This is a genomic window from Mesorhizobium sp. P2_D6 (assembly GCF_056404315.1).
The window spans coordinates 337,564-361,251 of sequence record NZ_JBFUEG010000003.1; the positions used below are offsets into that span (position 1 = coordinate 337,564).

The 23,688-nt window shown below is 61.9% G+C and carries 27 protein-coding genes and 1 pseudogene; 12 read left to right on the forward strand and 16 right to left on the reverse strand.

What is annotated here, in order from left to right; all coding sequences use genetic code 11:
* Nucleotides 1-136: 136 nt before the first annotated feature.
* Nucleotides 137-1,021 carry a LysR family transcriptional regulator gene (locus AC1D1L_RS07970; RefSeq protein WP_352586752.1) on the reverse strand — a complete coding sequence of 295 codons (885 nt, stop codon included), beginning with the start codon at nucleotides 1,019-1,021 and terminating at the stop codon, nucleotides 137-139.
* Between the two features lie 154 nt (nucleotides 1,022-1,175).
* Here AC1D1L_RS07970 and AC1D1L_RS07975 point away from each other — a divergent pair, with 154 nt between their 5' ends.
* Nucleotides 1,176-2,144 (forward strand): MBL fold metallo-hydrolase, encoded by a 969-nt coding sequence (locus AC1D1L_RS07975; protein WP_477340285.1) that lies wholly within the window; start codon nucleotides 1,176-1,178, stop codon nucleotides 2,142-2,144.
* A gap of 39 nt (nucleotides 2,145-2,183) precedes the next feature.
* Here AC1D1L_RS07975 and AC1D1L_RS07980 read toward each other — a convergent pair whose 3' ends face one another.
* Together AC1D1L_RS07980 and AC1D1L_RS07985 are read right to left on the reverse strand one after the other, a co-directional pair.
* Entirely contained in the window at nucleotides 2,184-2,795 is a 612-nt protein-coding gene (locus tag AC1D1L_RS07980) for a hypothetical protein (protein ID WP_352586749.1), read from the reverse strand.
* Between the two features lie 24 nt (nucleotides 2,796-2,819).
* Complete coding sequence (locus AC1D1L_RS07985) at nucleotides 2,820-3,794, reverse strand: DUF3592 domain-containing protein (protein WP_477340287.1); 975 nt, start codon at nucleotides 3,792-3,794, stop codon at nucleotides 2,820-2,822.
* 169 nt (nucleotides 3,795-3,963) lie between these two features.
* Here AC1D1L_RS07985 and AC1D1L_RS07990 point away from each other — a divergent pair, with 169 nt between their 5' ends.
* Nucleotides 3,964-4,905, forward strand: coding sequence for a phosphoribosylaminoimidazolesuccinocarboxamide synthase (locus tag AC1D1L_RS07990; protein ID WP_477340751.1), 942 nt, complete (start codon nucleotides 3,964-3,966; stop codon nucleotides 4,903-4,905).
* 28 nt (nucleotides 4,906-4,933) lie between these two features.
* Here the strand turns inward: AC1D1L_RS07990 and AC1D1L_RS07995 are convergent.
* Nucleotides 4,934-5,543 (reverse strand): annotated as a pseudogene (locus AC1D1L_RS07995) (class I SAM-dependent DNA methyltransferase).
* Between the two features lie 40 nt (nucleotides 5,544-5,583).
* Nucleotides 5,584-5,757, reverse strand: coding sequence for a hypothetical protein (locus tag AC1D1L_RS08000; RefSeq protein ID WP_185970365.1), 174 nt, complete (start codon nucleotides 5,755-5,757; stop codon nucleotides 5,584-5,586).
* A 104-nt stretch (nucleotides 5,758-5,861) separates the two neighbouring features.
* On the opposite strand from AC1D1L_RS08000, the gene AC1D1L_RS08005 reads away from it, so the two are divergent.
* Nucleotides 5,862-6,776 (forward strand): LysR substrate-binding domain-containing protein, encoded by a 915-nt coding sequence (locus tag AC1D1L_RS08005; protein ID WP_477340289.1) that lies wholly within the window; start codon nucleotides 5,862-5,864, stop codon nucleotides 6,774-6,776.
* 173 nt (nucleotides 6,777-6,949) lie between these two features.
* Here AC1D1L_RS08005 and AC1D1L_RS08010 read toward each other — a convergent pair whose 3' ends face one another.
* The 4 genes from AC1D1L_RS08010 to AC1D1L_RS08025 all read right to left on the reverse strand — a co-directional run bounded on the left by AC1D1L_RS08010 (nucleotide 6,950) and on the right by AC1D1L_RS08025 (nucleotide 9,571).
* Nucleotides 6,950-7,453 (reverse strand): DUF2314 domain-containing protein, encoded by a 504-nt coding sequence (locus tag AC1D1L_RS08010; RefSeq protein ID WP_477340291.1) that lies wholly within the window; start codon nucleotides 7,451-7,453, stop codon nucleotides 6,950-6,952.
* A 168-nt stretch (nucleotides 7,454-7,621) separates the two neighbouring features.
* Nucleotides 7,622-8,707: a glycoside hydrolase family 25 protein gene (locus AC1D1L_RS08015; protein WP_477340293.1), complete on the reverse strand. Its 1,086-nt coding sequence runs from the start codon at nucleotides 8,705-8,707 to the stop codon at nucleotides 7,622-7,624.
* Nucleotides 8,708-8,862: 155 nt separating this feature from the next.
* A complete protein-coding gene (locus AC1D1L_RS08020) occupies nucleotides 8,863-9,054 on the reverse strand; it encodes a hypothetical protein (protein WP_112561471.1) in 192 nt (63 codons plus the stop codon).
* 118 nt (nucleotides 9,055-9,172) lie between these two features.
* On the reverse strand, nucleotides 9,173-9,571 hold the full coding sequence (locus AC1D1L_RS08025) for a GFA family protein (protein WP_477340295.1): 399 nt from the start codon (nucleotides 9,569-9,571) through the stop codon (nucleotides 9,173-9,175).
* A gap of 199 nt (nucleotides 9,572-9,770) precedes the next feature.
* Between AC1D1L_RS08025 and AC1D1L_RS08030 the strand changes: the two genes are divergently transcribed.
* A complete protein-coding gene (locus AC1D1L_RS08030) occupies nucleotides 9,771-10,805 on the forward strand; it encodes an isopenicillin N synthase family dioxygenase (RefSeq protein WP_477340297.1) in 1,035 nt (344 codons plus the stop codon).
* A gap of 63 nt (nucleotides 10,806-10,868) precedes the next feature.
* Here AC1D1L_RS08030 and AC1D1L_RS08035 read toward each other — a convergent pair whose 3' ends face one another.
* Together AC1D1L_RS08035 and AC1D1L_RS08040 are read right to left on the reverse strand one after the other, a co-directional pair.
* Complete coding sequence (locus tag AC1D1L_RS08035; protein WP_477340299.1) at nucleotides 10,869-11,825, reverse strand: alpha/beta fold hydrolase; 957 nt, start codon at nucleotides 11,823-11,825, stop codon at nucleotides 10,869-10,871.
* Nucleotides 11,826-11,946: 121 nt separating this feature from the next.
* Complete coding sequence (locus AC1D1L_RS08040; protein ID WP_477340301.1) at nucleotides 11,947-12,195, reverse strand: ParB N-terminal domain-containing protein; 249 nt, start codon at nucleotides 12,193-12,195, stop codon at nucleotides 11,947-11,949.
* Between the two features lie 154 nt (nucleotides 12,196-12,349).
* On the opposite strand from AC1D1L_RS08040, the gene AC1D1L_RS08045 reads away from it, so the two are divergent.
* The 6 genes from AC1D1L_RS08045 to AC1D1L_RS08070 are packed head-to-tail and all read left to right on the forward strand — an operon-like array spanning nucleotide 12,350 to nucleotide 18,388.
* Nucleotides 12,350-13,990 (forward strand): N,N-dimethylformamidase beta subunit family domain-containing protein, encoded by a 1,641-nt coding sequence (locus tag AC1D1L_RS08045; RefSeq protein WP_477340303.1) that lies wholly within the window; start codon nucleotides 12,350-12,352, stop codon nucleotides 13,988-13,990.
* A gap of 9 nt (nucleotides 13,991-13,999) precedes the next feature.
* Nucleotides 14,000-15,367 (forward strand): aminotransferase family protein, encoded by a 1,368-nt coding sequence (locus AC1D1L_RS08050; protein WP_477340305.1) that lies wholly within the window; start codon nucleotides 14,000-14,002, stop codon nucleotides 15,365-15,367.
* An 8-nt stretch (nucleotides 15,368-15,375) separates the two neighbouring features.
* Complete coding sequence (kce, locus tag AC1D1L_RS08055; RefSeq protein WP_477340307.1) at nucleotides 15,376-16,302, forward strand: 3,5-dioxohexanoate:acetyl-CoA acetone transferase; 927 nt, start codon at nucleotides 15,376-15,378, stop codon at nucleotides 16,300-16,302.
* Nucleotides 16,303-16,337: 35 nt separating this feature from the next.
* Nucleotides 16,338-16,835 (forward strand): 2-thiouracil desulfurase family protein, encoded by a 498-nt coding sequence (locus AC1D1L_RS08060; RefSeq protein WP_477340309.1) that lies wholly within the window; start codon nucleotides 16,338-16,340, stop codon nucleotides 16,833-16,835.
* A gap of 3 nt (nucleotides 16,836-16,838) precedes the next feature.
* A complete protein-coding gene (locus AC1D1L_RS08065) occupies nucleotides 16,839-17,363 on the forward strand; it encodes an N-acetyltransferase family protein (RefSeq protein ID WP_477340311.1) in 525 nt (174 codons plus the stop codon).
* Nucleotides 17,360-18,388 (forward strand): histone deacetylase family protein, encoded by a 1,029-nt coding sequence (locus tag AC1D1L_RS08070; RefSeq protein ID WP_477340313.1) that lies wholly within the window; start codon nucleotides 17,360-17,362, stop codon nucleotides 18,386-18,388. The genes AC1D1L_RS08065 and AC1D1L_RS08070 overlap by 4 nt, the downstream gene beginning before the upstream one ends.
* Nucleotide 18,389: 1 nt before the next feature.
* Here the strand turns inward: AC1D1L_RS08070 and AC1D1L_RS08075 are convergent, their stop codons facing one another.
* The 4 genes from AC1D1L_RS08075 to AC1D1L_RS08090 all read right to left on the reverse strand — a co-directional run bounded on the left by AC1D1L_RS08075 (nucleotide 18,390) and on the right by AC1D1L_RS08090 (nucleotide 21,720).
* A complete protein-coding gene (locus AC1D1L_RS08075; RefSeq protein ID WP_477340315.1) occupies nucleotides 18,390-19,655 on the reverse strand; it encodes a cysteine desulfurase-like protein in 1,266 nt (421 codons plus the stop codon).
* Between the two features lie 52 nt (nucleotides 19,656-19,707).
* Nucleotides 19,708-20,775, reverse strand: a complete 1,068-nt coding sequence (locus AC1D1L_RS08080; protein ID WP_477340317.1) for an aldo/keto reductase — start codon at nucleotides 20,773-20,775, stop codon at nucleotides 19,708-19,710.
* Between the two features lie 118 nt (nucleotides 20,776-20,893).
* Nucleotides 20,894-21,361, reverse strand: coding sequence for a hypothetical protein (locus tag AC1D1L_RS08085; protein ID WP_477340753.1), 468 nt, complete (start codon nucleotides 21,359-21,361; stop codon nucleotides 20,894-20,896).
* Nucleotides 21,362-21,480: 119 nt separating this feature from the next.
* A complete protein-coding gene (locus tag AC1D1L_RS08090) occupies nucleotides 21,481-21,720 on the reverse strand; it encodes a hypothetical protein (RefSeq protein WP_477340319.1) in 240 nt (79 codons plus the stop codon).
* Between the two features lie 48 nt (nucleotides 21,721-21,768).
* Between AC1D1L_RS08090 and AC1D1L_RS08095 the strand changes: the two genes are divergently transcribed.
* Nucleotides 21,769-21,933, forward strand: coding sequence for a hypothetical protein (locus AC1D1L_RS08095; RefSeq protein WP_112395048.1), 165 nt, complete (start codon nucleotides 21,769-21,771; stop codon nucleotides 21,931-21,933).
* Between the two features lie 58 nt (nucleotides 21,934-21,991).
* Here the strand turns inward: AC1D1L_RS08095 and AC1D1L_RS08100 are convergent, their stop codons facing one another.
* Nucleotides 21,992-22,498: a DUF1993 domain-containing protein gene (locus AC1D1L_RS08100; RefSeq protein WP_477340323.1), complete on the reverse strand. Its 507-nt coding sequence runs from the start codon at nucleotides 22,496-22,498 to the stop codon at nucleotides 21,992-21,994.
* Between the two features lie 139 nt (nucleotides 22,499-22,637).
* Here AC1D1L_RS08100 and AC1D1L_RS08105 point away from each other — a divergent pair, with 139 nt between their 5' ends.
* Nucleotides 22,638-23,687, forward strand: coding sequence for a DUF1176 domain-containing protein (locus tag AC1D1L_RS08105; RefSeq protein ID WP_477340325.1), 1,050 nt, complete (start codon nucleotides 22,638-22,640; stop codon nucleotides 23,685-23,687).
* Nucleotide 23,688: the final 1 nt, after the last annotated feature.

A 23,688-nucleotide genomic window follows, 5' to 3' on the forward strand; every position in this document is an offset into this window, starting at 1 on the left:
TTTGAGGGTCGCGATCAAGCGGGACGAATATGATCGTGAGGGTCGCAGAAGGGTGAGATCGGATTGACGTGTTAAAAGGCCCGCCCTTCCGTTTGGATTTCAGCCGCCGCAGCGGCTGGTTGATGCCTTCGTCATTTCATCCGAAGCGCTGCACCATAAAATCGACAAAGCTGCGGAGCTTTGGGCCAGGCCGCTCGTCGGGCGCAAATAGAATATGCATGGGCCGCGACGGCGGGTCGTAGTCGCGCAGCAGTTGGACCAGCCGTCCGGCTTCGAGGTCCGCAGCCACCAGCGCGAATGGCTGCAGGATAATCCCAAAGCCCGCAAGTGCCGCCGCGCGGAGGGCTTGACCGCTGTTTGTGGTCAATCGGGCAGCAATCGCTGCCGTTTTCGTGGCACCATTTGCATCTTTGAATTCCCAAGAACCGCGCGGCGCCCAATGAACGAATCCAAGGCATTCGTGATCACTAAGATCCATGGGTGACGATGGCGTGCCGCGTTCAGTCAGATAGCTCGGCGCGGCGCAAGCGACCAAGCGATAAGGCGCCAGAGGACGCGCGATCAAAGTCGAGTCCGACAAGACCCCGACCCTGATGACCGCATCGTAGCCCTCCTCGACAAGGTCCACGATGCGATCGTTCAAGCTGAGATCGACCGACACCTCGGGATAGGCGCGCAGATACTCAGGCAGGATTGGCGCGAGACAATGAGCGCCGAAAGTCACGGGTGCATTCACACGCAGCCGGCCGCGCGGCATCGCACGGCTTTCTGCCGCGCATGCCTCTGCGGCTTCGACCTCCATCAACACTGTCTTGCAACGCTCGTAGAAGCACTGCCCGGTTTCGGTGAGACTCTGACGGCGCGTCGTACGGTTAATAAGACGGACGCCCAGATGGTCCTCGAGCATTTTGACATGTTTTCCGACCATAGGGGCAGATAGGTCGAGTGCGTCAGCTGCCGCGGCGAACGAGCCGGCTTCGACGGCCTTTACGAAAACAGCCATGCTGGACAAGCGATCCATTGCAAACCATTCGTTACGAGTAAGTGGCGTATTGTGCTATTTATCTCCAAAACACTATCGGATCAATATTCAGGCAGATCCGCGCCTGACAAAACGTTCCAACCGATATCAGGCCGGTCACACTCAAATAGAACAACGAAATCGGAGACCTGAGATGTCGACATTGGATAGACGATCACTTTTGAGGCTGGGTGCGGCGGGAATCGGCAGTGCATTGCTCACGAACCGCGCTGCTGCACGGGCGCCTCTTCTCGGCACCCAAGCACCGGCCTTCCATCGTTTCATGATTGGCGCGATCGAGGCGACGGTCGTCTCAGATGGACCTCTACCGATGGGTAAACCCGCAGCCAGCTTCAACGGGTTTCCACCGGGAGAGATCACCAAGCTCCTGCAGAGTAATTTCTTGCCGACCGATGACATCGTCCTCGAGCAGAACGTCCTCGTTCTCAACACAGGAGACAAACTCATCGTCTTTGATACCGGGGTCGGAACTTCTAAAAGCTTTGGGCCGCTTCCCGGCAAGTTAGGCTCAACGTTGGTGAAGGCTGGCATCGCGCCCAGCGATATCGATGCCGTGGTGATCAGCCACGCTCACCCCGACCATTGCGGTGGTCTCGTCGACATCAATGGGCAGGCGGTGTTTTCGAACGCCCAAATTTATATCAGCTCAGCCGACCTGGACTTCTGGACCGACGAAGTGAAGCTCGGCTCTCAACTCAAGCCGCTTATCGAAACTGCCCGCCGAAACCTATTGCCTTTGCGCGACCGGATCGTCTTTTACAAGGATGGCCAGGAATTCCTGCCTGGCGTCCAGGCACTTGCGGCGCCGGGGCACACTGTAGGACATTCCATGTTCATGATTACCTCCGGCTCCGAAACCTTCTGCTACGCCGCCGATCTCGCGCATCACTCTGTTCTGCTGCTAGAAGATCCTCGCGGGACATTCGTCTTTGATACGGACGCCAAGCAGGCAGCCGCAACGCGCATTCGAATGCTCGACATGCTGACATCTGACCGTACGCGGATGATGGGATACCATTTTCCCTGGCCTGGCCTTGGCCATGTCGTGAAGCACGGCGAAGGCTTCCGCTACATTCCCGAACCCTTGAAGACAGTTCTCTGACCTCCAGCCTCAGAGAGAGCTGTCCGTGAGGCCCCGGCGCTACCCCTTCGGCAACACCCGCAGCGTCTGCTCGTCAAACAACGGCTCGTCCTGCCCCACCCGGACGAACAACGCCCTGCGCCCCTCACCCGCCGGCACCTCGAAATACTGGATGCCGTCGGGCATTTCGCCCCACTCGCCGCAGGGCGGCTGCGGAACCTCATCATTGGCGAGTGCCTTCAATTCCTTGGCGTAGGCTGCGTCGGGGCTGAATGTGTAGCGTTTGACGCCGGCGGGCACGGCACCCTCGGTGTAGGGCGCCAGCACGCAGCGGGCGCTGACGGACCTGTCGGTTCTTTCCAGCAACAGGCGTAGCACTGCAGCCTCGGCGGTTTCGCCTGATTTGATGTCGAACAGCTCGACCAGAGGATCGGGCGCGCCGCCATCGCTGTATTTGATGGCGAGCGCGTTGCCGACGAATTCGAAATGGATCTGGCGGAAGCCGAAGTCGCAGCGCTGCGCCCAGGCGGTCAGCCTGATCGTCTTGTCGGTCAGTTTTTCCCAAACGCATTTGTCGATCGGCGGGCGCGATGGCGCCGGCTCATCCGCACGTGCTGCAGCAGATAGCGCAATGGAGGCAAACAGACCGCCGGCCAAGACGATCGGTCTCATAAAGTTATTCATCATTGCGACCTGTTAAAGAGTAGGCGCCAGCCCGACCAACCAGGCTGCAGCACCAATAAAACCAATCGAACAGACCCACAGCACCCACAGTCCGCGCACCCTGCATTCGAGCACGGCGGAGGCTGGGTTGGCGGGGTCGTAGTGCACGTCAACCTTGCTGCCCTCGGCATAACGTTGCGACTGGCCTCGAACCAGGGCAGCCAGCGAGGCGGCGACCGCAGCGCCGAAGGTGACGTGGCTGGAGCTGTAACGCCGACCGGCAACCTCATAGCTGTAGATGATGCGGGACCGGAAGGCGCGGCGCCAGCGTTGGTAGCCGGCATCGATCCGGATCGTCTCAAGTCCCGAAGCATCGATGCGGCCGGCGGCAACCGGCCATTTTGTCGCCCGCCTTGCAAGCACCTTCTGGGCTATTCCCATAAGCAGGATGAACAGGCCCATGAAAAGCAGAACCATCGCGATGCCGAGGCTTTCCGGCTTGGGCAGGAACGGCCTGATCGCCTCCAGAACACCACCGGTGGAAAACACCAGCACCGCGGAACCGATCACCAGCCCGGCAGACAGCTTGACCATGAATTTGAAGGCGCCGTCCGGCAAGGTGCGCTCGATCACCGCTTTGCTGGGATCGGCCGGGTTATAAAACACCGTCACCTCGGCGCCTGTCGGAAACTGCGCCAGGGTTTCATCGACTTCGAAATTGCCGAGATTTTCCTTCACGCTGTAGCGCGAGCCGCGGTATTTCTTGCCGGCCACTTTGTATTCGAAGGTGATGGCGGGAAAATTTCGGATTTCGGTGACCTTCTCGCTGTCGGCGCCGACGCCCGAGACCCTCACCTTGCGCGCCTCGACGCGCGACGAGATGATCTTGCCCGGCGTCGGCAGCCAGTGGCTCATCGCCTGCACCTCGCGCCATTTCACGAAAGTGATGAGCGACAGCGCGGCCGCGACCACGCAGACAAACCCGACGATCAGAAATTGCAGTTCCACCGCGTCCCCGCTCCCCCAGAATTGCAGGAAGCTTCAAATAGACAGCACAGCGACGGCAATGTCTTGTTTATTCGCAAAAGCCGAACCACCCTTCCTCGGGTATCGAACCCCCGCCAACTTTGTTAAGAGTCGCCCAAACTGTTGGGAGCCACGACACCGAATGACAGCACTGCGCGTTCTCTCCGATGCCTTCATTCCGGAACTCCCGAACCACTACAAAGGCAAGGTCCGCGAGAATTACGATCTGCCCGATGGCCGCCGCATCATCATCGCCACCGACCGGCTGAGCGCTTTCGACGTGATCCTGACCGCGATCCCGCTCAAGGGCGAGCTTCTGACCCAGACAGCGCGCTACTGGTTCGAGGAAACCGCAGATATCTGCCCCAACCATGTGCTTGACTATCCCGATCCCAACGTAGTCGTCGGCACAAGGCTCGACATATTGCCGGTGGAAATCGTCGTTCGCGACTACCTCGCCGGCACCACCAGCACCTCGGTGCTGACGAAATACAAAAACGGTGAGCGCGACATGTACGGCATCCGCCTGCCGGACGGGTTGCGCGACAACGAGAAGCTGCCTCAGACCATCATCACGCCCACCAGCAAGGCGCTCGATGGCGGCCATGACGAGCCGTTGACGCGCGATGACATCCTGACGCGCGGCCTGTTGTCTGAAGAGCAGTGGGACACGGTCTCGCGCTATGCGCTGGCGCTGTTTGCGCGCGGCAAGGCGCTGGCCGCCCAACGCGGCCTGATTTTGGTCGACACTAAATACGAATTCGGCACGGACAAGGACGGAACCGTTATCCTTGCCGATGAAATCCACACGCCCGACTCCAGCCGCTACTGGCTCGCGGAAAGCTACGAGCACCGCTTCAAGGCTGGCGAGCGGCCACAGAGTTTCGACAAGGATTTTATCCGCGCCTGGGTCACGGCGCGTTGCGATCCCTACAAGGATCGTATTCCGAAAATCCCGGCCGAGCTGATCGAGCAGACGTCGCGGGTTTATACCCAGGCCTATGAAACCATCACCGGCAAAACCTTCGTCGCCGATACTTCGGGAAAGACGGTGCTGGACCGTATTCGCGAGAATTTGAGGCCTTACTTCTGACGGCGATTGCCTGGCGTTCCACGGCGCGTCATGATGGCCTCACAGCCAGGAAGGTGGTCCACTCCTCGCGATCGCGGCCGACGTTGAATTCGTCTCCGGCAAGGACCAGCCCGGCGCTTTCGAGACGGGCCGCGAAGTCGTCCCTGCGCCAGTAGACAGTATGATATTCGCCGCTTTTCTCGCCATCGCCAATGCGCATCGATACGAGGAAGGCGCCGCCCGGCCGCAGCGACCCTACGATCTTGGCAAGCACTTGGTCGGTCTGCTCGCGCGGCACATGGATCAGTACGCACAGGGCCAGCACCGCGTCATAGGGGCCGCCGAGATCGTCGGTGATGAGATCGAGAAACTCACCGTGCTTGCCGCGTGCGGCCTGCAGCTCAAGAAAGCGCTTTGTTGCGTCGGTGCGCCGGACCTTGACGCCGAGCCCCTCGACAAAGTCCGCATCGTATCCCGGCCCAGACCCGACTTCCAGAATCCGGCCGCCTTTGCCGGCGATCGCCACAAGGCGCTTCAGCCATTTCTGTTCTCTCTGGTTCGGAACATGCCGCACCAGTGCGTCGTAGCGTTCGGCATAGTCTTCATAGGCGTTGATGGTTTTTGCGGCTCTTGGCCAGATCCTTGGACAGCACGGTCATCTTTCCCTCCCTCGCATCTTTTTGGGTCAAAACAGCTTGCTTAGCGAATGGTGCCGGGAGGCACGCGTCCGTCAAGCATACCGATATCCCTAAGGAAATGATCCGACAATGAGCGGTGGTCGAGCAGGCCGCGCTTGCGGGGTCTGAACGGCGCGGTGAAGAGGTCGAGCACCGGGCGGCGAAGCGTGTTGTAGAGAGCGATTGTGGTGGTCATTGCCGTGTCCTCCAGGGTTTGATCTGATGGACAAAGCATGCCGTTTTCCGGGCTTGGTTTCCAATCGAACGTCGCGTAGTATGCATCAGGAGGATTGATGCATCATGAGCTGGGAACTACCGCCATTAGGAGCCATCCGGGTGTTTGAAGCCGCCGCGCGGCTGGGCAGTTTCACCAAGGCAGCCGAAGAACTCGGCATGACCCAATCAGCTGCCTCCTATCAGATCAAGGTGCTGGAAGAACGCGCCGGGACGCCGCTTTTCATAAGAAAAACAAGGCAGATCGCCTTGACCGAGGCTGGACAGCAGCTGGCGCCGCACGCATCCGGCGCATTCTCGTCGCTGGCCGATGCATGGGTCGCCACCAAGGGTGGAGCGACCGGCGTGCTGTCGGTGACAACCATGGAGACCTTCGCAACGAACTGGCTGGCCGTGTGGCTTGGAACATTCCAGCTGATGCATCCCGACCTTGCCGTGAAGGTGAATACATCGCATGAGCTGGTCGATTTCACGCGCGGCGACATGGATGTCGGCATTCGCACCGGCAGCGGAAAATGGCCGGGCCTCACGGCCCACTATCTGTTCAAGGCCGACTACACGCCGATGCTCAGCCCAAGGCTCGCCGAGAGCGTCGGCGGCATCCACCGTCCCGAGGATCTGTACAAGGTGCCCCTATGCTGTGCCGACGATCCGTGGTGGGAAATCTGGTTCAAAGCGGCCGGCGCACCGTTCGAGCCCGATCGCATCATGGCGGGCCCGAAGCTGGGGACGCAGGCTTATGATGCAATGGCGGCGCTGACCGACAAGGGCGCCGCGATCCTCACCAAGAACCTTTACAGCGCCCTTTTGGCAAAGGGCCAGTTGGTACAGCCATTCGACGTGCTTGGATCGGATGGCGACGGCTACTGGCTGGTGCACCTGGAGAGCCGGCGAAACACCCCCAAGATCAAGGTGTTTCGGGACTGGGTGCTGGCGCAAACGGCAGAGATACGCGAGCAGGAAAGGCCGCAGGCCCGGTGAGCTTTCCCTTCTCCCCCTGTGGGAGAAGGTGGATCGGCGCGCAGCGCCGAGACGGTTGAGGGGTGTTCCAGCGGAGTGAGGCGTCGGGTTCCCTGGAACACCCCTCATCCGACCTCGCTTCGCGAGGCCACCTTCCCCCGCAAGGGGGGAAGGGGAAAGAGGCGCCTAGGTCCTCAATCCTTGAAGGTGAACCCGTATTTGGCGACCTGCTCCTTCGGCATATCCGCAAGCGCCTGGCGGGTGGTGTAACCGCCATAGATCACCTTGCCGTTCTTGATCATCCAGTCCTCGACGTCGGCCTCAGTCACCGTCATCCTGTCGCCCATCTTGTACTTGTTGCCGTTGACCGGCACGTCGGCGAGCAGGCCGATATAGGAGCCGTCGCTGTAGCCGACCAGCTGCAGCCAGATGTGCTCGGTGGCGCCGTTCTGGGTCAGCGGGAATTTTACCGTGTAGGTGCCGGGCGTGCCGGCGGCCATCAGTTCGTGGAAGCGCTTGAGGGTAGAGCGGCCGCTGTTCTTGGCAGCCTGCATCGCCTTGTCCTCGGTGGAATACGAAACGACGTTTTGCTTCGACTCCCCCAGCGGTTCGCCACTACCCGGCCTATGCCCGAGCGAATTGAAAAACCCGTAGCCGACAGCGGCGACAACAGCGATTGCCACAATTGGATTGCGCATGAACCCCTCCGAAACCCGATCACGGGCACGTTACCGGAAGGCTGTTGCGATACCGCTAAAGGACAGAGTGACCGGATCGTTAGCGCGACGCTGAAAATTCAAGCCAAGGCGTCGCAATGGCCGCAGGCGCGGGTTCCAGCGGCATTGTCGCCAGCCCTGCGGGAAGCGTCAGTTGGCGTCGGCGACGGTCGTCTGTCCGCCCGCCCATGCCCGCCAGGCGCGCTCATCACCATGGAAGACGTTGAGGTCGATGCGACCGGTCACGCCATGCGACAGGCCGGAACCGGAATACTGCCAGAACAGCCATTTGCGGCCGGGATAGACTTTTGAGGGATGTCGCGCCACAGCGCGCAGCCAGAACGGATAGTCTGGAAAGGCGCCCTTGAGATTGTCGCGGTAGAAATCGGGGCTGGTGTAGATGATGGGCCGCTGGCCGTAATGGCGCTCGAGCTTGTCCATGAACACCTGCATCTTCTCCAGCACCGTGGCCCGTGAAGGCCGCCGCTTGCAGGAGGATTCGCCGTTCCATTCGACATCGATCACCGGCGGCAGCGCGCCGTCCATCTTCGGCACATTGCGGATGAACCAGTCGGCCTGCTCGCCGGCGGTGCGGCACCAGTAGAAGAAATGATAGGCGCCGCGCTTCAGCCCGGCGGCGTCGGCATTGCGCCAGTTCTTCATGAACATCGGGTCGAGATGGTCGCCGCCATCGGTCGCCTTGATGTAGGCGAAATTGGCGCCCTGGGCGCGCAGTTTGCTCCAGCGGACGTTGCCCTGCCAGCGCGAGACGTCGACGCCGTGGACGGCAAGATAGCGTGGCGACGCCTTGCCGAAATTGATCGGCTTGGCATCACGAAAGCCGTAACGGGTCACCGGCGAGGCCAGCATGGCCGGCGCCGCACGCGTCAGCCGCTTTGGCGGCGACATCAGCGCTACCGGCTCAAGCTGCGGCCTGGTGTTCCCATCGGCCGAAGGCGTGTCCGCGACAATGGCCTCCTCTTCCTCGACCATGGAGAAGGGCGGCGCATTGTCGGCCACGGCATTGTCGGCCACAGTGTTGTCGGTTGCCATGTCGGACCGCATCGGCGCGAGGTCGGCGGTCTCCACCGGAGCCGCCGCGACCGGAGCTCTTGGCCGCACGACCGAACTGGTCGTCTCGTTCGACGGCTGCAAGGCATCGACGCCCGCTGTGGACGAGCAGCCGGCAAGGCACAGCGATGCCACCATAAAACCGACGACGCCTGAAATCCGCATCTGGACCTGTACGCAAAACACAACAGACCGAAGGCAAACAGACGCCGCCGGACAAACCGGCTTCGATTACTAACGATAAATTACCAACAAAGATTGAATCAAGTTGTTAGGAAATGGCTCTGTTCCTTCTCCCCCTGTGGGAAAAGGGGAAGCCCCTACCTGCCCAGCCATTGCTGCATGCAGCTTTTGGCCACCACATGCGCGGGGGGCACGGCGTCAACAGCAGGGCGACGCGCTCGTTCGAGCAGCAGGCGAACCTGTTCGGGGCGTACGCGGTCGCGCTCCATCACGAGCAGGACCATCGGATCGCTCAAAAGCTCGTCCAGGGTGTTGATTCTGTCGCTCATCGGTCGTCTCCTCCAATACCAGACCCGCAGCCGATAGATAGGCAGGCAATCATGGCCCGCCAATGACGTTTTGCCGGCTGTGTCGTGTTTTCGGGATTACTTTCTGGTAAGGCCGGCATCAGTTCGGAGGCGGCGCACCTTCATAGTGTGGCAGGCCGTCGTCGAGCCGCAGCCAGGGCTGCTTCGAGGCAGTCCACATATGCATTTCCGGCTTGAACAGCGAGGGATCGTCGAGCGAGCCGGTGGTGATGCCGACGATGCCCGCGGAATCGCGCCGGGAAAACAGCGTTGTACCGCAGGCGGCGCAAAAGCCGCGCTTGAGGTCCGGAGAGGTGTTGACCGTCGCCACCTGCCCCTCGACCGTGACATCATCGATACGAAACAGCAAACGCGCGTTGAAGGCCGCGCCGATCACCTTCTGGCAGCGCCGGCAATGGCAGACGCGCTGGTTGACCGGTGCGACCTCGGCACTGTAGCGCACTGCCCCGCAATGGCACCCACCCTGATATTTCGCCATCATCTGAACCCCGTCACGCCGAAGATCCCTGGAAGGTAACGACAGGCATCGTTCGGTCAATTGAAAAGCCCTGATGGCGCGATCGATTGCCTTGATACGACCGATGGACCGCCACTGGCCCAACCTCAGATACCGGCGAAGGATTGACACCCGGCCGGCCGCCGCGCCTGCTTGGCGCGGGACCGACCGGGAGGAAATCATGGTGCAGGACATCGAAACCATAGCCGTCGCGGATCTGTTCGGACCACCCTCGCCCGACCGCGAGCGTACCGACGCGCGGATCATGGCCGCAGCCTCCGGCATCGGCTTCATGGCGATCCGCGATTTTCCAGGCGACGACTGGCTGACGCGCGATAACCGGGCGAAGCTGCTCAACATCTTTGCCTTGCCCGATTCAGAGAAGGCAAAGCTGCTGCGCTGGAATTTCGACCGCACCAAAAAGAACGTCTATCGCGGCTGGTTCCCGCTGCAGCCGACCGCCGTTTCCTACAAGGAAGGCATCGACATGGGGCCGGACATTGCGCATGCGCAAACCGCCGGCGCCGGCGACGCGGACGATCCTCTGCGCGAGCCGACGCCATTGCCAACCGAAGCCGTGCTGCCTGGTTGGCGCGCGGCGGCAGCACAGTACTATCTGGCGATGGATGCGCTCGGCAATGCGCTCATGCGCTCGATCGCGCGCGGCCTCGGCCTGCCGGAGCCAATCTTTGACGCGGATTTCGACGGCGGCATCTCGACGCTGCGGCTGATCCGCTATCCGTTGCGCGATGCCAGCAGCGGCGTCGATCTGAGCGGGCCGGAGTTTTCCGTCGTCCACAAGGGCGAGACGCGCACCATCATCGGCCGCGAACATGCCGATTCCGGCTTTGTCACGCTGCTGGCGCAGGACGGTGTCGAGGGACTGCAGGCAAAAAACCTTGCCGGTGAATGGATCGACGTGCCGCCCGCCGACGGCACGCTGGCGGTCAATTTCGGTCGGTTGCTCGAGCGCTGGACCGGCGGCCGGGTGCGGGCGACGCGGCACCGGGTGATTGCACCGAAGACGGCGCGCTACTCGATCCCGTTCTTCTACGAGCCGCGTGTCGATGCCGAGATCGCACCGCTGCCGCTGGCAGGCGCCGCCCCGTTCGAGCCGTTCCTCTATGGCGATTATCTCTGGGAGTCGGCGACGAATTTCGTCGAGATGAGCGGCATCAAGCATTTGCGCGAGCCGCGCCGCGCCAAGGCTTCGTAGTCTCGCAGGCACAGAAAAACCGGCCGTCTCGCTGGAGACGGCCGGCTTCAACCTCCGGCAGACCTACTCGGTTTCGCTGACGACTTCGTCCCAGGTCTTTACCTTGGTTTCGCCGTTGAGGAACGGCAGCGCCGCGGCCGTCAGTTCCGGCGCGAAGAAGACGTCGTAGTGTGTGCGGTTGGGAATGATGGCCAGCCGGTTCTGCGACAGGTTCTCGCGCATCCAGCCGGCATCCTTCAATCCACCGCCGAGCATCTGGTAGAACTTGATCTCGTGCTCGGGCTTGTACATGTCGCTGTCGCCATAGGCGAGCATGACCGGCATCTTCAGCTTCGCCACATCGGCGGAATAGTCGTAATCCTTGCGCATGAAATTGCCGAGCGCATCGAGCAGTTTCGGGAAATCGTCCGGATACGGCGCCACTGCAACGTAGGACTTGTACATCGGGGTGTCCTTCATGAACGGCGCGGCAGCGGCGCTCACCTGAGCCTGTTGCGGACGCATTTCGTCGTAGAAGCCATCGGCGGCGTAGCCGGTCGACACCAGGACAAGCCTGCGTATTGTCTCGGGGTGCTGGACGGCCATGCGGAAGGCGACGCCGCCGCCCAGCGAATAGCCGAGCACGTCGACCTTATCATAGCCGAGCACCTTGACGATGGCAGCCATGTCGTCGCCGATCGCCTCCAGGCTGAATGGCCGCTCGCCGAGCGCGGTGCGGCCATGACCCTGCAGGTCGACCGCAATGATGGTGCGATTCTCGGCCAGCTTCGGCAGCAGCGGCGCGAACATGTCAGACGTGCCGAGGCCGCCATGCAGCAGAAGCAACGGTTCGCCCTTGCCGTAGACGGCGTAATAATAAAACAACCCATTGATAGGCAGCAGGCCGGACCTTTCCGGCGTCGGCATGGCATTGGTCTCGGTCGTCATGGCGGTCTTTGTCTCCTCTGCATTGGTCAGGCCGGGTGCCGCGAACAAGGCCGCAACCGAGGCAAGCATGGCGAAAAAAATCGATCTGGACATGTGTCAGTCTCCTCAGGGTCTGCCTCAAGGACGAGCGGGAACGCCGCGCGCCGACACGGTCCGCGAAAAATCTGCGGAGCGACGATCGGTCGGCTGTTGTTGCTCGTTCGGAGGGTGCGCCTCAGTGGCGCTTGGCCTGCACCAGATAGGCGTCGATTTCGATCTCGCCGAGCCATTTGGCGGCTTCCAGCCGGTGCAGGCCCTCGACCAGTATATGGCGCTTGCCGTCATGGCGGACCTGGATCGGCATCTTCATGCCGTTTTCCAGTATGTCTTCGGCGAGATGGCGGACCGTTTCGGGATGCAGCGTTTTCTTGCGCGCCGTCGGCACGTAGATGTCGTCGACCTTGACCTTCTGCACTCTCAGCATGCGGGCTCCCGAGGCGGAAAATACCGCCTTGCCTGAAATAGTCGCTTTGCCGGGTGCGGCCAAGAGCGGCTAAGCAATTGCTGGCCCGATCGTTTCCATTTGACGCTTGGCCGGCAGATGGCCGAAATGGCGGCCTGTCACGTTTCCGGTGTCCATGACCCATCTGCCGACCGAATTCCCCGATTTCGGACTGACGCCCGAGCAGCGCCGCGAGGCTGTGCGCGGCCATTATTATGAATGGCCGGGCATGGATGGCGAGCGTGGCGAGATCTGGTGCTATTCGGACCGCTTCTCCTACCGCGCCGGAGAGATTGTAACGCTCCACGTCAGTTCGACGGCTTCACGCTTCAACCTCACGATTGTCCGCGATGGCGGCACCGAGACAAAGGTCTTTGAGCAGACCGGCCTGTCGGCGCGCTGGCAGGACACGCCGGACCAGTGCTCAGTCGAAGGCTGCGGCTGGGAAGCGTCTTTCGAATTTCGCATCGGTGACGACTGGCCTTCCGGCGCCTACAGCATCACGCTGGCGGCGGACGGGCGCGACGGCAAGCCAATCCTTTGCCACCACCTCATCATTGTCGCTCCCTTACCCGGCAGAAAACCCGGCCGGGTGCTGCAGGTGGCGGCGACCGGAACCTGGCTTTCCTACAATACCTGGGGCGGCTCCAACCACTATCAGGGCATCACCGGGCCGAACCGCAATCAATATGCAACGATGGTGTCGACGCAGCGTCCCTGGTGCCGCGGTTTTGTGGTGTTGCCCAAGGACGCGCCGCGTGTGCCGCTGGAAGTCGCGGTGCCGCCAAAGACCGTGCCGCGCTATCCCCATATGGAATGGGCGTTCGCCACCGGACATTCGAAGAAATACACCTCTTCCGGTTGGGCCAGTTATGACAGCCACTTCTTCCGTTTCGCCGAGCGCGCCGGCTACAGCGTCGATCTCGCCAGCCAGCACGATTTGCATTTTGCGCCCGAAATTCTCGATGGTTATGACTGCGTCGTCTTCGTCGGCCATGACGAATACTGGACCTGGGAAATGCGCGACGCTGTCGACACCTATGTCGAGCGTGGCGGCCACGCGGCGCGCTTTGCCGGCAATTTCATGTGGCAGACCAGGCTTGAGGACGAAGGCCGCCGGCAGGTCTGCTACAAATACCGGGCGCGCGCCGAGGACCCCGCCTATCAGGGCGGTGACGTGACCCGCGCCACCAATTCCTGGGAGGCACCGGAGATCGGCCGTCCCGGTGCAATGACCTTCGGCCTCAACGCCACACGCGGCGTCTATGCCGGCTGGGGCGGCTGCGCGCCGCGCGGCGTGCGTGGCTTTCCGGTTTACCGTCCGCAGCATTGGGCCTTTGCCGGCACCGGCATCTATTATGGCGACCTGCTCGGCGCCGACAGCCATGTCTATGGCTATGAGGTCGACGGGCTCGATTTCGAGATCCGCGGTGGCCTGCCCTACCCGACATCGGACAGCGGCGCGCCGGAAGGTTTGCAAGTGCTGGCCGTCGGCATGGCGAGCCAGGTCGAGGAAAGCGCCGACATCCCGATCGAGGACCAGTTTCTGACCGACGAGGATGGCCGCTTCACCGCCGAAACGCTGTTTGGCGAGCCAAGCGATGCCAATCTGGAAAAAGTCAAACGCGGCAATGGCATGATCGTCAATTTCCCGCGCGGCAAGGGCGAGGTCTTTCACGCCGGAAGCTGCGAATGGGTCGCCGGCCTGCTAAGGCAGGATCCGATGGTCGAGCGCGTGACCAAAAATGTAATCGACCGCTATCTCGGCCGAAAGTAAGAGGCTTGAATGATCGCTTTGCAGTCCGTCGAATCCGACCGTCGACCGAACCTTTTCCATTTCACCAGGTTGCAACGACCAATGGTGGACCGCGCCGATGGCATCTACCTGTGGGACAAGAGCGGCCGCCGCTACATCGACGGATCGAGCGGCGCGGTCAACGTCAATGTTGGCCATGGCAACCGCAATGTCATCGACGCGATGAAGCGGCAGCTGGACCGCGTCAGCTTCGCCTACATCTTTCAATTCGAGAACGAACAGGCGATCGGGCTGGCGCGCGCACTGGCCGATCGCCTGCCTAACGGGCTCAACCGCATCTATTTCGTTTCCGGCGGCTCCGAGGCGATCGAAGCCTGCCTCAAGCTCGCGCGGCAATGGGCCGTAGCAACAGGTCAGCACAAACGCTGGAAGACCATCGGCCGCATGCCCTCCTATCATGGTGTCACACTCGGCACGCTTGCCGTAACCGGCGATGACATTCTCACCAAGACCTTCGATCCGATCGGTCGGCCAATGCCATTGGTGCCGGCCCCGTTTGTTCATCGCGATCACGACAACCTGTCAATGGAACAGCGAGGTGTCCGCTACGCGAATATGCTGGAGGAAAAGATCCTGGAGGAAGGGCCGGAAAGTGTGCTCGCCTTCATCATGGAGCCGATCGGCGGCGCCGCGACCGCGGCGCTGGTCCCGCCGGACAGCTATTTTCAGCGTATCCGCGAAATCTGCGACCGCTACGGCATCCTGCTCATCCACGACGAAGTGATGACGGGCATCGGGCGCACCGGCAAATTCCTGGGCGGTGACCACTGGTCCTGCCGGCCGGATATCGTCGCGCTGTCCAAGGGTCTTTCATCCGGTTATGCGCCCCTTGGCGCACTTGCCGCGACAGAGAGGATCGTCGGGCCGGTTGTCGAGGCGGGTGGATTCCTGCATGGCCATACATACGGCGGCAACCCTGTGGCTTGCGCAGCGGGCATTGCCGTTCTTGGCGAGGTCGACCGACTTGGCTTGATCGAGAATTCCGCCGCCATGGGCGAGATGCTGAGGGCCGAGCTTGAAGCCCTGTCGAGCCGCTTTCCTTTCATAGCCGATGTGCGAGGCAAGGGCCTTTTCATGGGAGCGGAGCTCTACGCGGACCCCTTGGCCAAGACGCCACTGCCACAAAATCTCAACGCCAATTTGCGGCTGATCGATCTGGCCTTTGAACGCGGGCTGATCGTTTACTCGCGGCGCGTGCGTGGCGGGCCGGTGAGCGACAATTTCATGGTCTGCCCGCCGCTGATCGCGACCCACGACCAGATCGGTGAGATTATCGCGGTCCTTGGCGACACACTGGAAGCACTTGCCGTCGAACTCGACCTGCCGGTCAACCGCTGAGGCGCAAAATGGCGAGAAAAGTCATCATCACCTGCGCCGTCACTGGTTCGGTGCACACGCCGTCCATGTCGCCCTATCTGCCGGTGACGCCGGACCAGATCGCCACAGACGCCATCGCGGCAGCGGAAGCGGGCGCTTCGATCCTGCATCTGCATGCCCGCGATCCCAAGGACGGGCGGCCGACCGCCGATCCGGATGTGTTCATGCAGTTCCTGCCGCGCATCAAGCAGGCGACCGATGCGGTGATCAACATCACCACCGGCGGCTCGTCGCTGATGACGCTTGACCAGCGGCTGGCCGCACCGCTGCGGGCCCAGCCGGAAATGTGCTCGCTCAACATGGGCTCGATGAACTTTGCGCTGTTCCCGATGCTCGACAAGCCACGCGAATGGCAGCACGAGTGGGAGCCAAAACTGCTCGAAGCGACCCGCGACACGATCTTCAAGAACACTTTTGCCGACATGGAAGGCGTGCTGGAAAAGCTCGGCAAGGGCTGCGGCACACGCTTCGAGTTCGAATGCTACGATGTTGGCCATCTCTACTCGCTGGCGCATTTTCGCGATCGCGGGCTGGTGTCGGGGCCGCTGTTCATCCAGTTCGTGCTAGGCATCCTGGGCGGCATCGGCGCCGATCCCGACAATCTCATCCACATGAAGCGCATCGCCGACAAATTGTTTGGCGACAGTTACCAATTCTCGGTGCTCGCCGCCGGCCGCAACCAGATGCCGCTGATCTCGATTGCGGCGGCGATGGGTGGCAATGTCCGTGTCGGGCTGGAGGACAGCCTCTATGACGGCCGCCAGCTGGCGAAATCCAACGCCGACCAGGTGCGCCGTATTCGCGGCATTCTCGACGGGCTGTCGCTGGACGTCGCCACACCGGCGGAGGCGCGCGACATGCTGGCGCTGAAGGGTGGCGACCGGGTAGCCTTCTAGGGGCGCACCGGATCGCGTGGTAAAAGGAGGCTGACATGGAAAGGATTCTGGTCTCAGCCTGCCTGCTCGGCAGCCACGTCCGCTACAACGGCTCTTACCGGCTCAACAACCATCCGGTATTGACGCGATGGCAGGCGGAAGGGCGGGTCGTGCAAATCTGCCCCGAGGTTGCGGCGGGCTTCTCCACGCCGCGCCCGCCGGCGGAAATTCGCGGCGCAGGCGACGCTGTGCTGCACGGCCAAGGCCAGGTGGTCGAGCAGATGGGAAACGATGTGACCGCACTCTATCTCGAAGCCGGGCAGCTTGCTCTCGAACTCGCCCGGGAAACCGGATGTCGCTATGCGGTTCTCACCGACGGCAGCCCGTCCTGTGGCTCCAGCTTCGTCTATGACGGCAGTTTTTCGGGTAACCGCGTGGCCGGCCGCGGCACGACCACCGCGCTCCTGGAAGCCAACGGCATTCGCGTCTTTTCGGAAGACGATATCGGCAAACTTGACGATCTCCTGAACGGCTCAGCCGGAACCGTGGCCTGACCCATGGCGAAGAAGATCAGCATGACCGGCGATATCGTCATCCGCCGCGGCACCATCAAGGACGTCGACACCATCTACGCCGCGCTTCTGCGCCTCGGCGCTCATATCGGCGCGCATCAGGAAATCACCTCCACCGCCGATGATCTCCGCCGTTACGGTTTTGGCGAAAAGCCTGCCTTCTCCACCCTGATCGCCGAAGTCGGCGGCGAATTTGCCGGGCTGTGCCTCTCTTTCCCGATCTTCTCGACCTGGATGGGACGGCCCGGCGTCTTTATCCAGGACCTCTATGTCGAGGATCGCTTTCGCGGCCGCAAGATCGGCGAAAAGCTGCTCCGCCGGGTCGCGCGTGACTGCCGCCGGGATGGTGGCGCCTATCTCAGGCTGTCGGTCGATACCGATAATGACGGCGCCAAGGCGTTTTATGAGAAGCTCGGCATTGGCTGGGCGCATTACGAGCAGACGCAGAAGATCGTCGGCGAGGCCTTTTTCGCTTTTGCCTATGCAGTGCAGGATGGGGAAACGGAATGAAAGCCTTCTTTGCCGAGGAGCAGAAACGCCACGACCCGAAGGCCTTCCTGTCCAGCGGCGCGCCGCAACCCAATCCCGAACAGCCGGAGCGTGCCGAACGGTTGTTAGCCGGCGCACGAGCTACCGGATTGACGATCGAACGGCCCAGAGATCATGGCCTCGGGCCGGTGGCGGCCGTGCACACGCCCGAATATCTCGCCTTCCTCGAACATATTTTCGCGCGCTGGCAGCGCATTGAAGGCGCTTCGGCGGAAGTCATTCCCAACATCCATCCGTTGGCGCGCGACGGCGCCTATCCCGCCTCGGCGGTCGGCCAGGCCGGCTACCACATGGCCGACACCGCTTGCCCGATTTCGGCCGAGACCTGGCAGAGCGCGTTGTGGAGCGCCTGGAGCGCGGTCGAGGCAGCCGAGGCGGTAATATCAGGCGCGCCTGCCGCCTATGCGCTCTGCCGCCCGCCCGGCCACCATGCCTTTGCCGATGTCGCCGGCGGCTTCTGCTTCATCAACAATTCGGCGGTCGCGGCGCAAGTGTTGCGCAAGCAGGCAGCGCGGGTAGCGATCCTCGATGTCGATCTGCATCACGGTAACGGCACGCAAGGCATTTTTTACGCGCGGCCCGACGTGTTGACGGTGTCGCTGCATGCCGATCCGGTGCGCTTCTATCCGTTCTTCTGGGGCCATGCCGACGAGCGCGGCGAAGGGCCGGGCCTCGGCTATAATTTCAACCTGCCACTGCAGCGCAAATCCGCCGATGCGGCGTTTCTCGAAGCACTTGGTGTAGCGTTCCAGCGTATCCGCGCCTTCGCGCCGGACGCGCTGGTCGTGGCGCTCGGTCTCGACGCGTTCGAGGGTGATCCGTTCGGCGGGCTGTCGGTGACCACACCCGGCTTCTCGCGCATCGGCGAGGCAATCGCCAAGCTCGGCCTGCCGACGGTGATCGTGCAGGAAGGCGGTTATCTCTGCGACGCGCTCGGCGACAACCTCACCGCATTCCTCACCGGTTTCGGCGGCAAACAGCGCTGATTCAGCTACGCTGTTGCCTCAGCATGGCGACGACCCGGTGCACGCTTTCCAGCGTGTCGTCGATCTCCGCTGCCGAGTTGTAATGCGCGATGCCGATGCGCACGACGCCTTGCTCGGCCGGAATGCCGAGCTGATGGACGATCTCCCAGGCGTAGTTGTGGCCTGACCACAGGAAGATGTTTTCGGCATTCAGCTGCCGCACGATCGTCTCCGGCACGATGCCGTCGACCGTGAAGGACACCGTCGGCACGCGCTCGCTTACACGTTTGGGATCGGTGATGCCGCGAATGGTCAGGCCCTCGATATCGGACAGGCCTTCAATCAGCCTTAGCGCCAGCGGGTTTTCATGGGCGATCGAGACTTCGAATGCCTTGGCAATCTTGCGTCTGCGCGAACCGCTCTCGCCGGCGACCGCGCCGAGATCGGCGAAATAGTCGACCGCGGCGGTCAGCCCGGCCATCAGTTCGATCTGCGGCGTGCCGAGTTCGAAACGCTCCGGCAGGCCGTTGGACGAGCAGCGGCATTTGTAGGGTTTCAGTGCGTCGATGACGTCGCGGCGGCCCCAAAGGATGCCCATATGCGGGCCGAAGAATTTGTAGGCGGAGCAGACCAGGAAATCGCAGCCGAGTTCCTGCACGTCGATCAGGCCGTGCGGCGCGAACTGCACCGCGTCGACATAGACAAGCGCGCCGGCCTGTTTGGCGAGCGCCGTCAGCGCCTTGACCCGGTTGATCGAGCCGGTGAGGTTCGAGGCATAGTTCAGCGCCACCAGCCGCGTCTTGTCGGTGAGCAGGGCGCTGAGCGCCGTCTCCTCGACCTGCCAGCTCTTCTCGTCGAAAGGCAGGAAGCGCAGGACGAGGCCGAGGTCTTCGGCCAGCTGCAGCCAGGGCGAGACATTGCCCTCATGGTCCATGCGGGTGACGATGATCTCGTCGCCTGGCTTGAACCTGCGGCCGAGCGTGCGCGACATGTGATAGGTCAGCGTCGTCATATTGGCGCCGATGATGATTTCTTCAGCGCTTGCCGCACCCAGGAAATCGGCCATCGCCGCATGCGCGTCGTCGACCACTTTTTGCGCCGCCACGGTCGTTTCGAAATAGCCGCCGAGATTGGCGTTAGTGGTCAAGAGACAGCGCGCCACCGCATCGGCAACCGCTTGCGGCACCTGCGTGCCGGCCGGATTGTCGAGATAGATGCGCCGGCGTCCCTTGTCGATCAGGTCCAGCGCCGGAAATTTCCCTCTGATGGTCTCGATCGGAAAATCCATTGCTGTCCCCTTCCCCTTGTCTTTGCTCGGCAATTCTTGCCGAATGGCCGCCTTACGGGCACGGATTGCCGACGCGCTGGTGGATCGCATCGACGGCCTTCTGCATCTCGTCGGTCCACGTCACGTCCGCTGAAGACAGCGCCATCTCAAGCTGCGCAATCGTCGTCGCGCCGATGATGCTGGAGGTAACAAATGGCCGGCTGGCGACATAGGCATTGGCAAACAGCGCCGGTTCGAGGCCGAAGGAGCGCGCCATCTCATTGTATTCGAGCTGCGCCTCGGCGGCATTCGGCGTCTCGTAACGCTGGCCGCGGTTGAACAGCTGTGAGCGCGAGCCTTGCGGGCGCGCGCCATGGTCGTATTTGCCGGTGAGATAGCCTTGCGCCAGCGGCGAATAGGCGAGAAAGCCAACCTCTTCGCGTTCGCAGACCTCGGCGAGGTTCACCTCAAAGGTGCGGTTGACGAGATTGTAGGCGTTCTGCAGCGAGACGACGCGCGGACCGAGGCCCTTGTCGGCCTCGGCGATGAAGCGCATGACGCCCCAGGAGCTTTCGTTCGACAGGCCGAGATGGCGGATCTTTCCCGCCTTCACCAGCTCCTCGAAGACGGCCAGTGTCTCGGCGATCGGCGTCTCGCCGGCCGGCGCGCCAACGGCGTCGGCACGGCGCGGCGTGGCGCCGACGCGGGTCGGGTTGGCGCCCCAGGGGATGTCGCGTTCCGGCCAGTGGATCTGGTAGAGATCGAGATAGTCGGTGCCGAGCTTGGCCAGCGATTTGTCGATGGCGTCAAAGATGTCGGCGCGCACCAGTTTTGACGGCCGGTCGCCACGAAACCAGCGGTTGGCAGTGCGGCCGACCACTTTCGAGGCGAGGATGACCTTGTCGCGATTGCCCTTGGCCTTCATCCAGCTGCCGATGAACCTCTCTGTCCGCCCCTGCGTCTCCTCTTTGGGCGGGATCGGGTAGAGCTCGGCGGTGTCGATGAAATTCACGCCGCGCTCAAAGGCCAGATCCATCTGCGCATGCCCTTCGGCCTCGGTGTTCTGCTGGCCCCAGGTCATCGACCCCAGGCAGATCTGGGTAACAAGAAGATCGGTCCGACCGAGACGGCGTTTGTGCATGGAATTTCTCCGGCGGGAATTTTTGCGCGGCTGCGCGGGAAATGAAGCCGCATCTATAGGGAAAGCAGAGGCGCTCTCCAAGCCTTGGCATGCCGACTTTTGCGCGAAGCTGAAAAAGCTAGCGCCGGGCGCCGGCCACCGCGCGCCGCTTGGCTTCGTCGATCAGCATGTTGGCGACCTGCATGCGGATCATGGCGCGCTGGCGCAGATGCGGCGCGACGCGATCAGGATGATTGGCAAAGGCAAAGCTGCGGCGCATGCGGCCGAGATCGGCGTTCTTGACGGGATGATCGAGACCGAGCTCGACGGCGATCGCCTCGGGATCGATCGGCGGCAGTCTTTCCTCGGGCTTTGCTTCCTCGCCGGCCAGTGCCAGCTTGGCCTGGTCGAGAATTGCGGCGAATTCGGCGGCAAGATCGGACCCAGACTCGCGATATTCGGCGGTGAAGGTTTCGCCGGAGACTTTTATGCGACCGGAATGAAGCTCGTCGGCCACCGAGAGATAGTCGAACGGGATCGACGGCCGCGCGCCTGTCTCGCCGCCCGCCTCGTCTTTTTCCGAAGCCACGAAGAGATCGTCGAGCAAGGAAGCGAAATCCCGCTTGGCGCCGATGTCAGCCTCCCCCTCGTTTTGCGCATGCGAACAGAGCCGGTCGCACCATAGAACCGGCTCGTTAAAAATGAATGCCACTGATCTTAACCAGTTTAGGCGTTCGCCAGACTTGCGCGGGCCGCTTGATGGTGCGGGAAGTTCAACAAAAAGCCGGACTGCATTTTCATGCAGCCCGGAAGATTCGCCAGGAGTGGCGAGGAAAAGCCGGCCATGTGCCAGCGTCTATGCATACGGTCCGCATCAGCCGAAAGTTTCAGCCAATGAGCTGATTGTGCCGAAAAGAAATCGCCCGGCATGGCAGCCATGCAAATGCTGCACTGCACAATCTTCATATTTTCCCTATATTCGGTGCCGTGGAGGATCAACTAAGGGGCCGAATCATGGGGTTCTTCACTGAAATGTTTGCTCGTCCGCGTCCGCAGGAGCATCAGCGTTACCGCTCGGCACTGGCTTTGCTGCACTCAATGAGCAATGCCGACCGTGCCGACATCGGCATCAAGCCGGCCGATTTTCCGCGCATCGCGCGCGAAATGTCCGTGCGCTGAACCAGCGCAAGACGAGGTTTCCCGGCAGCGACCGGGAAACCTCGGAACGCCGAATTCCTCAACGATTGCCGAGATAGGCACCCTTGGTCAGCGGCACGCCGTTGTGGCGAAGGATGTCGTAGGCCGTCGTGACGTGGAAATAGAAGTTGGGCATGGCGACATGCAGCAGGTACTGCAGTCCCGGCATCGAGACCTCGCGCTGGCCAAATTTCAGTTCGACGATCCTGTCATCCGAGCCATCGAATTCGGCGGCCGAGAATGACGCCAGCAATTCAAGCGTCTTGGTGAGGCGCGCCTGAAGCTCGGCGAAGGTCGCTTCATTGTCTTCGTATTTCGGCACTTCGCGGCGGGCCAAGCGCGACGGCGCGCCCTTGGCATGGTCGGTTGCGACCTGCACCTGCCGCACCAGCGCGTACATGTCGGGCGCCAGCCTTGCGTTCAAAAACACCTGCGGGTCGATCTTGCGGTCGGCCGCGTTCTGTTCGGCAGTCGACAGCACAGTTGAGAGCGCCTTCAGCCTGGCCGAAAACACCGGCACCGAGGCCTCGTACATCGATATCGTCATCTTGATTCTCCCTGCGGCCCGAGCGCCGAAGGCGCGACCTAGCGCCTTCGCCGACGATTGTTCAAGCCACTGCAGCCACGCGTCACCGCGCCGCCGCAATCAGTGTGGTAGAATCTTCGTTACCGTGCGGAGATTCCCGATGAAGCGCATCTTTCTCGCAGCAGTTGCACTCTTCTCCCTTGCCACGATACGCCAAGCCGCGCTGGCTGCCGAAGACACACCCGAAGTCCCCTACGTCGACGACCGATCAAGCGCCGATGCCGTCGTCCGTTCGCTTTACAGCGCCATCAACCGGCACGAATTCGCCCGCGCCTGGGGCTATTACGGCGATACCAAGCCGGCAAAGGATTTTGACGCCTTCGTCAAGGGCTATGACGGCACCGAAAAGGTCGATGTCGAAACCGGCGACGTTTCCGATGAGGGCGCGGCCGGCAGCATCTATTACAGCGTCCCCGTCGCCATCCGCGCCACCGGCAAGGACGGCAACGAGGCGGTGTTCGCCGGCTGCTACACGCTGCGCCAGGTCAGCGCTCAGGTCCAGGCTCCGCCGTTCCAGCCGATCTTCATCGACAAGGGCGCGCTGAAGCTGTCCAAGGCCGATTTCGAGGAGGCGCTGCCGGCAAGCTGCGGCGACGGACCGCCGCCGCCGAAAAAGGACACCGCGCTCGAACAGGCCAAGAAAGCTTTCCTGGCGACTTATGGCAACCAGTGCGACAAGCAATTTCTCGGCGAGGAGCCGAACGCTTTTTCGATCAAATACAAGGACAAGGATGCGGCTGAAGGCGATCCCGACAAGGAGACACGGCTTTTCGAATTCTCCTGTTCTGCCGCTGCCTACAATACCGCCTCGGTCTACTACATGACCGACGCGCTTGGCGGCGTGCTGCAGCTGCAGTTCGCCGAGCCGGAACTGGATATCCGTTACGAGAACAACGACAGCGACGGCAAACTGCTCGGTGTGACCGTCACCGGCTTCCACACGACCGGCTGGGCGACCAATCCCGAATATGACGAAGAAACCAGGACGATCCGCACGTTCAACAAATGGCGTGGTGTCGGCGATGCCTCCGACAGCGGCACCTATCTGTTCCGCAACGGTGATTTTTCGCTGGTCCAGTACGACGTGGACGCGTCCTATGACGGCGAGGAAAACCCGCAGACGGTGGTCGACTACAACACCGCACCTTGAT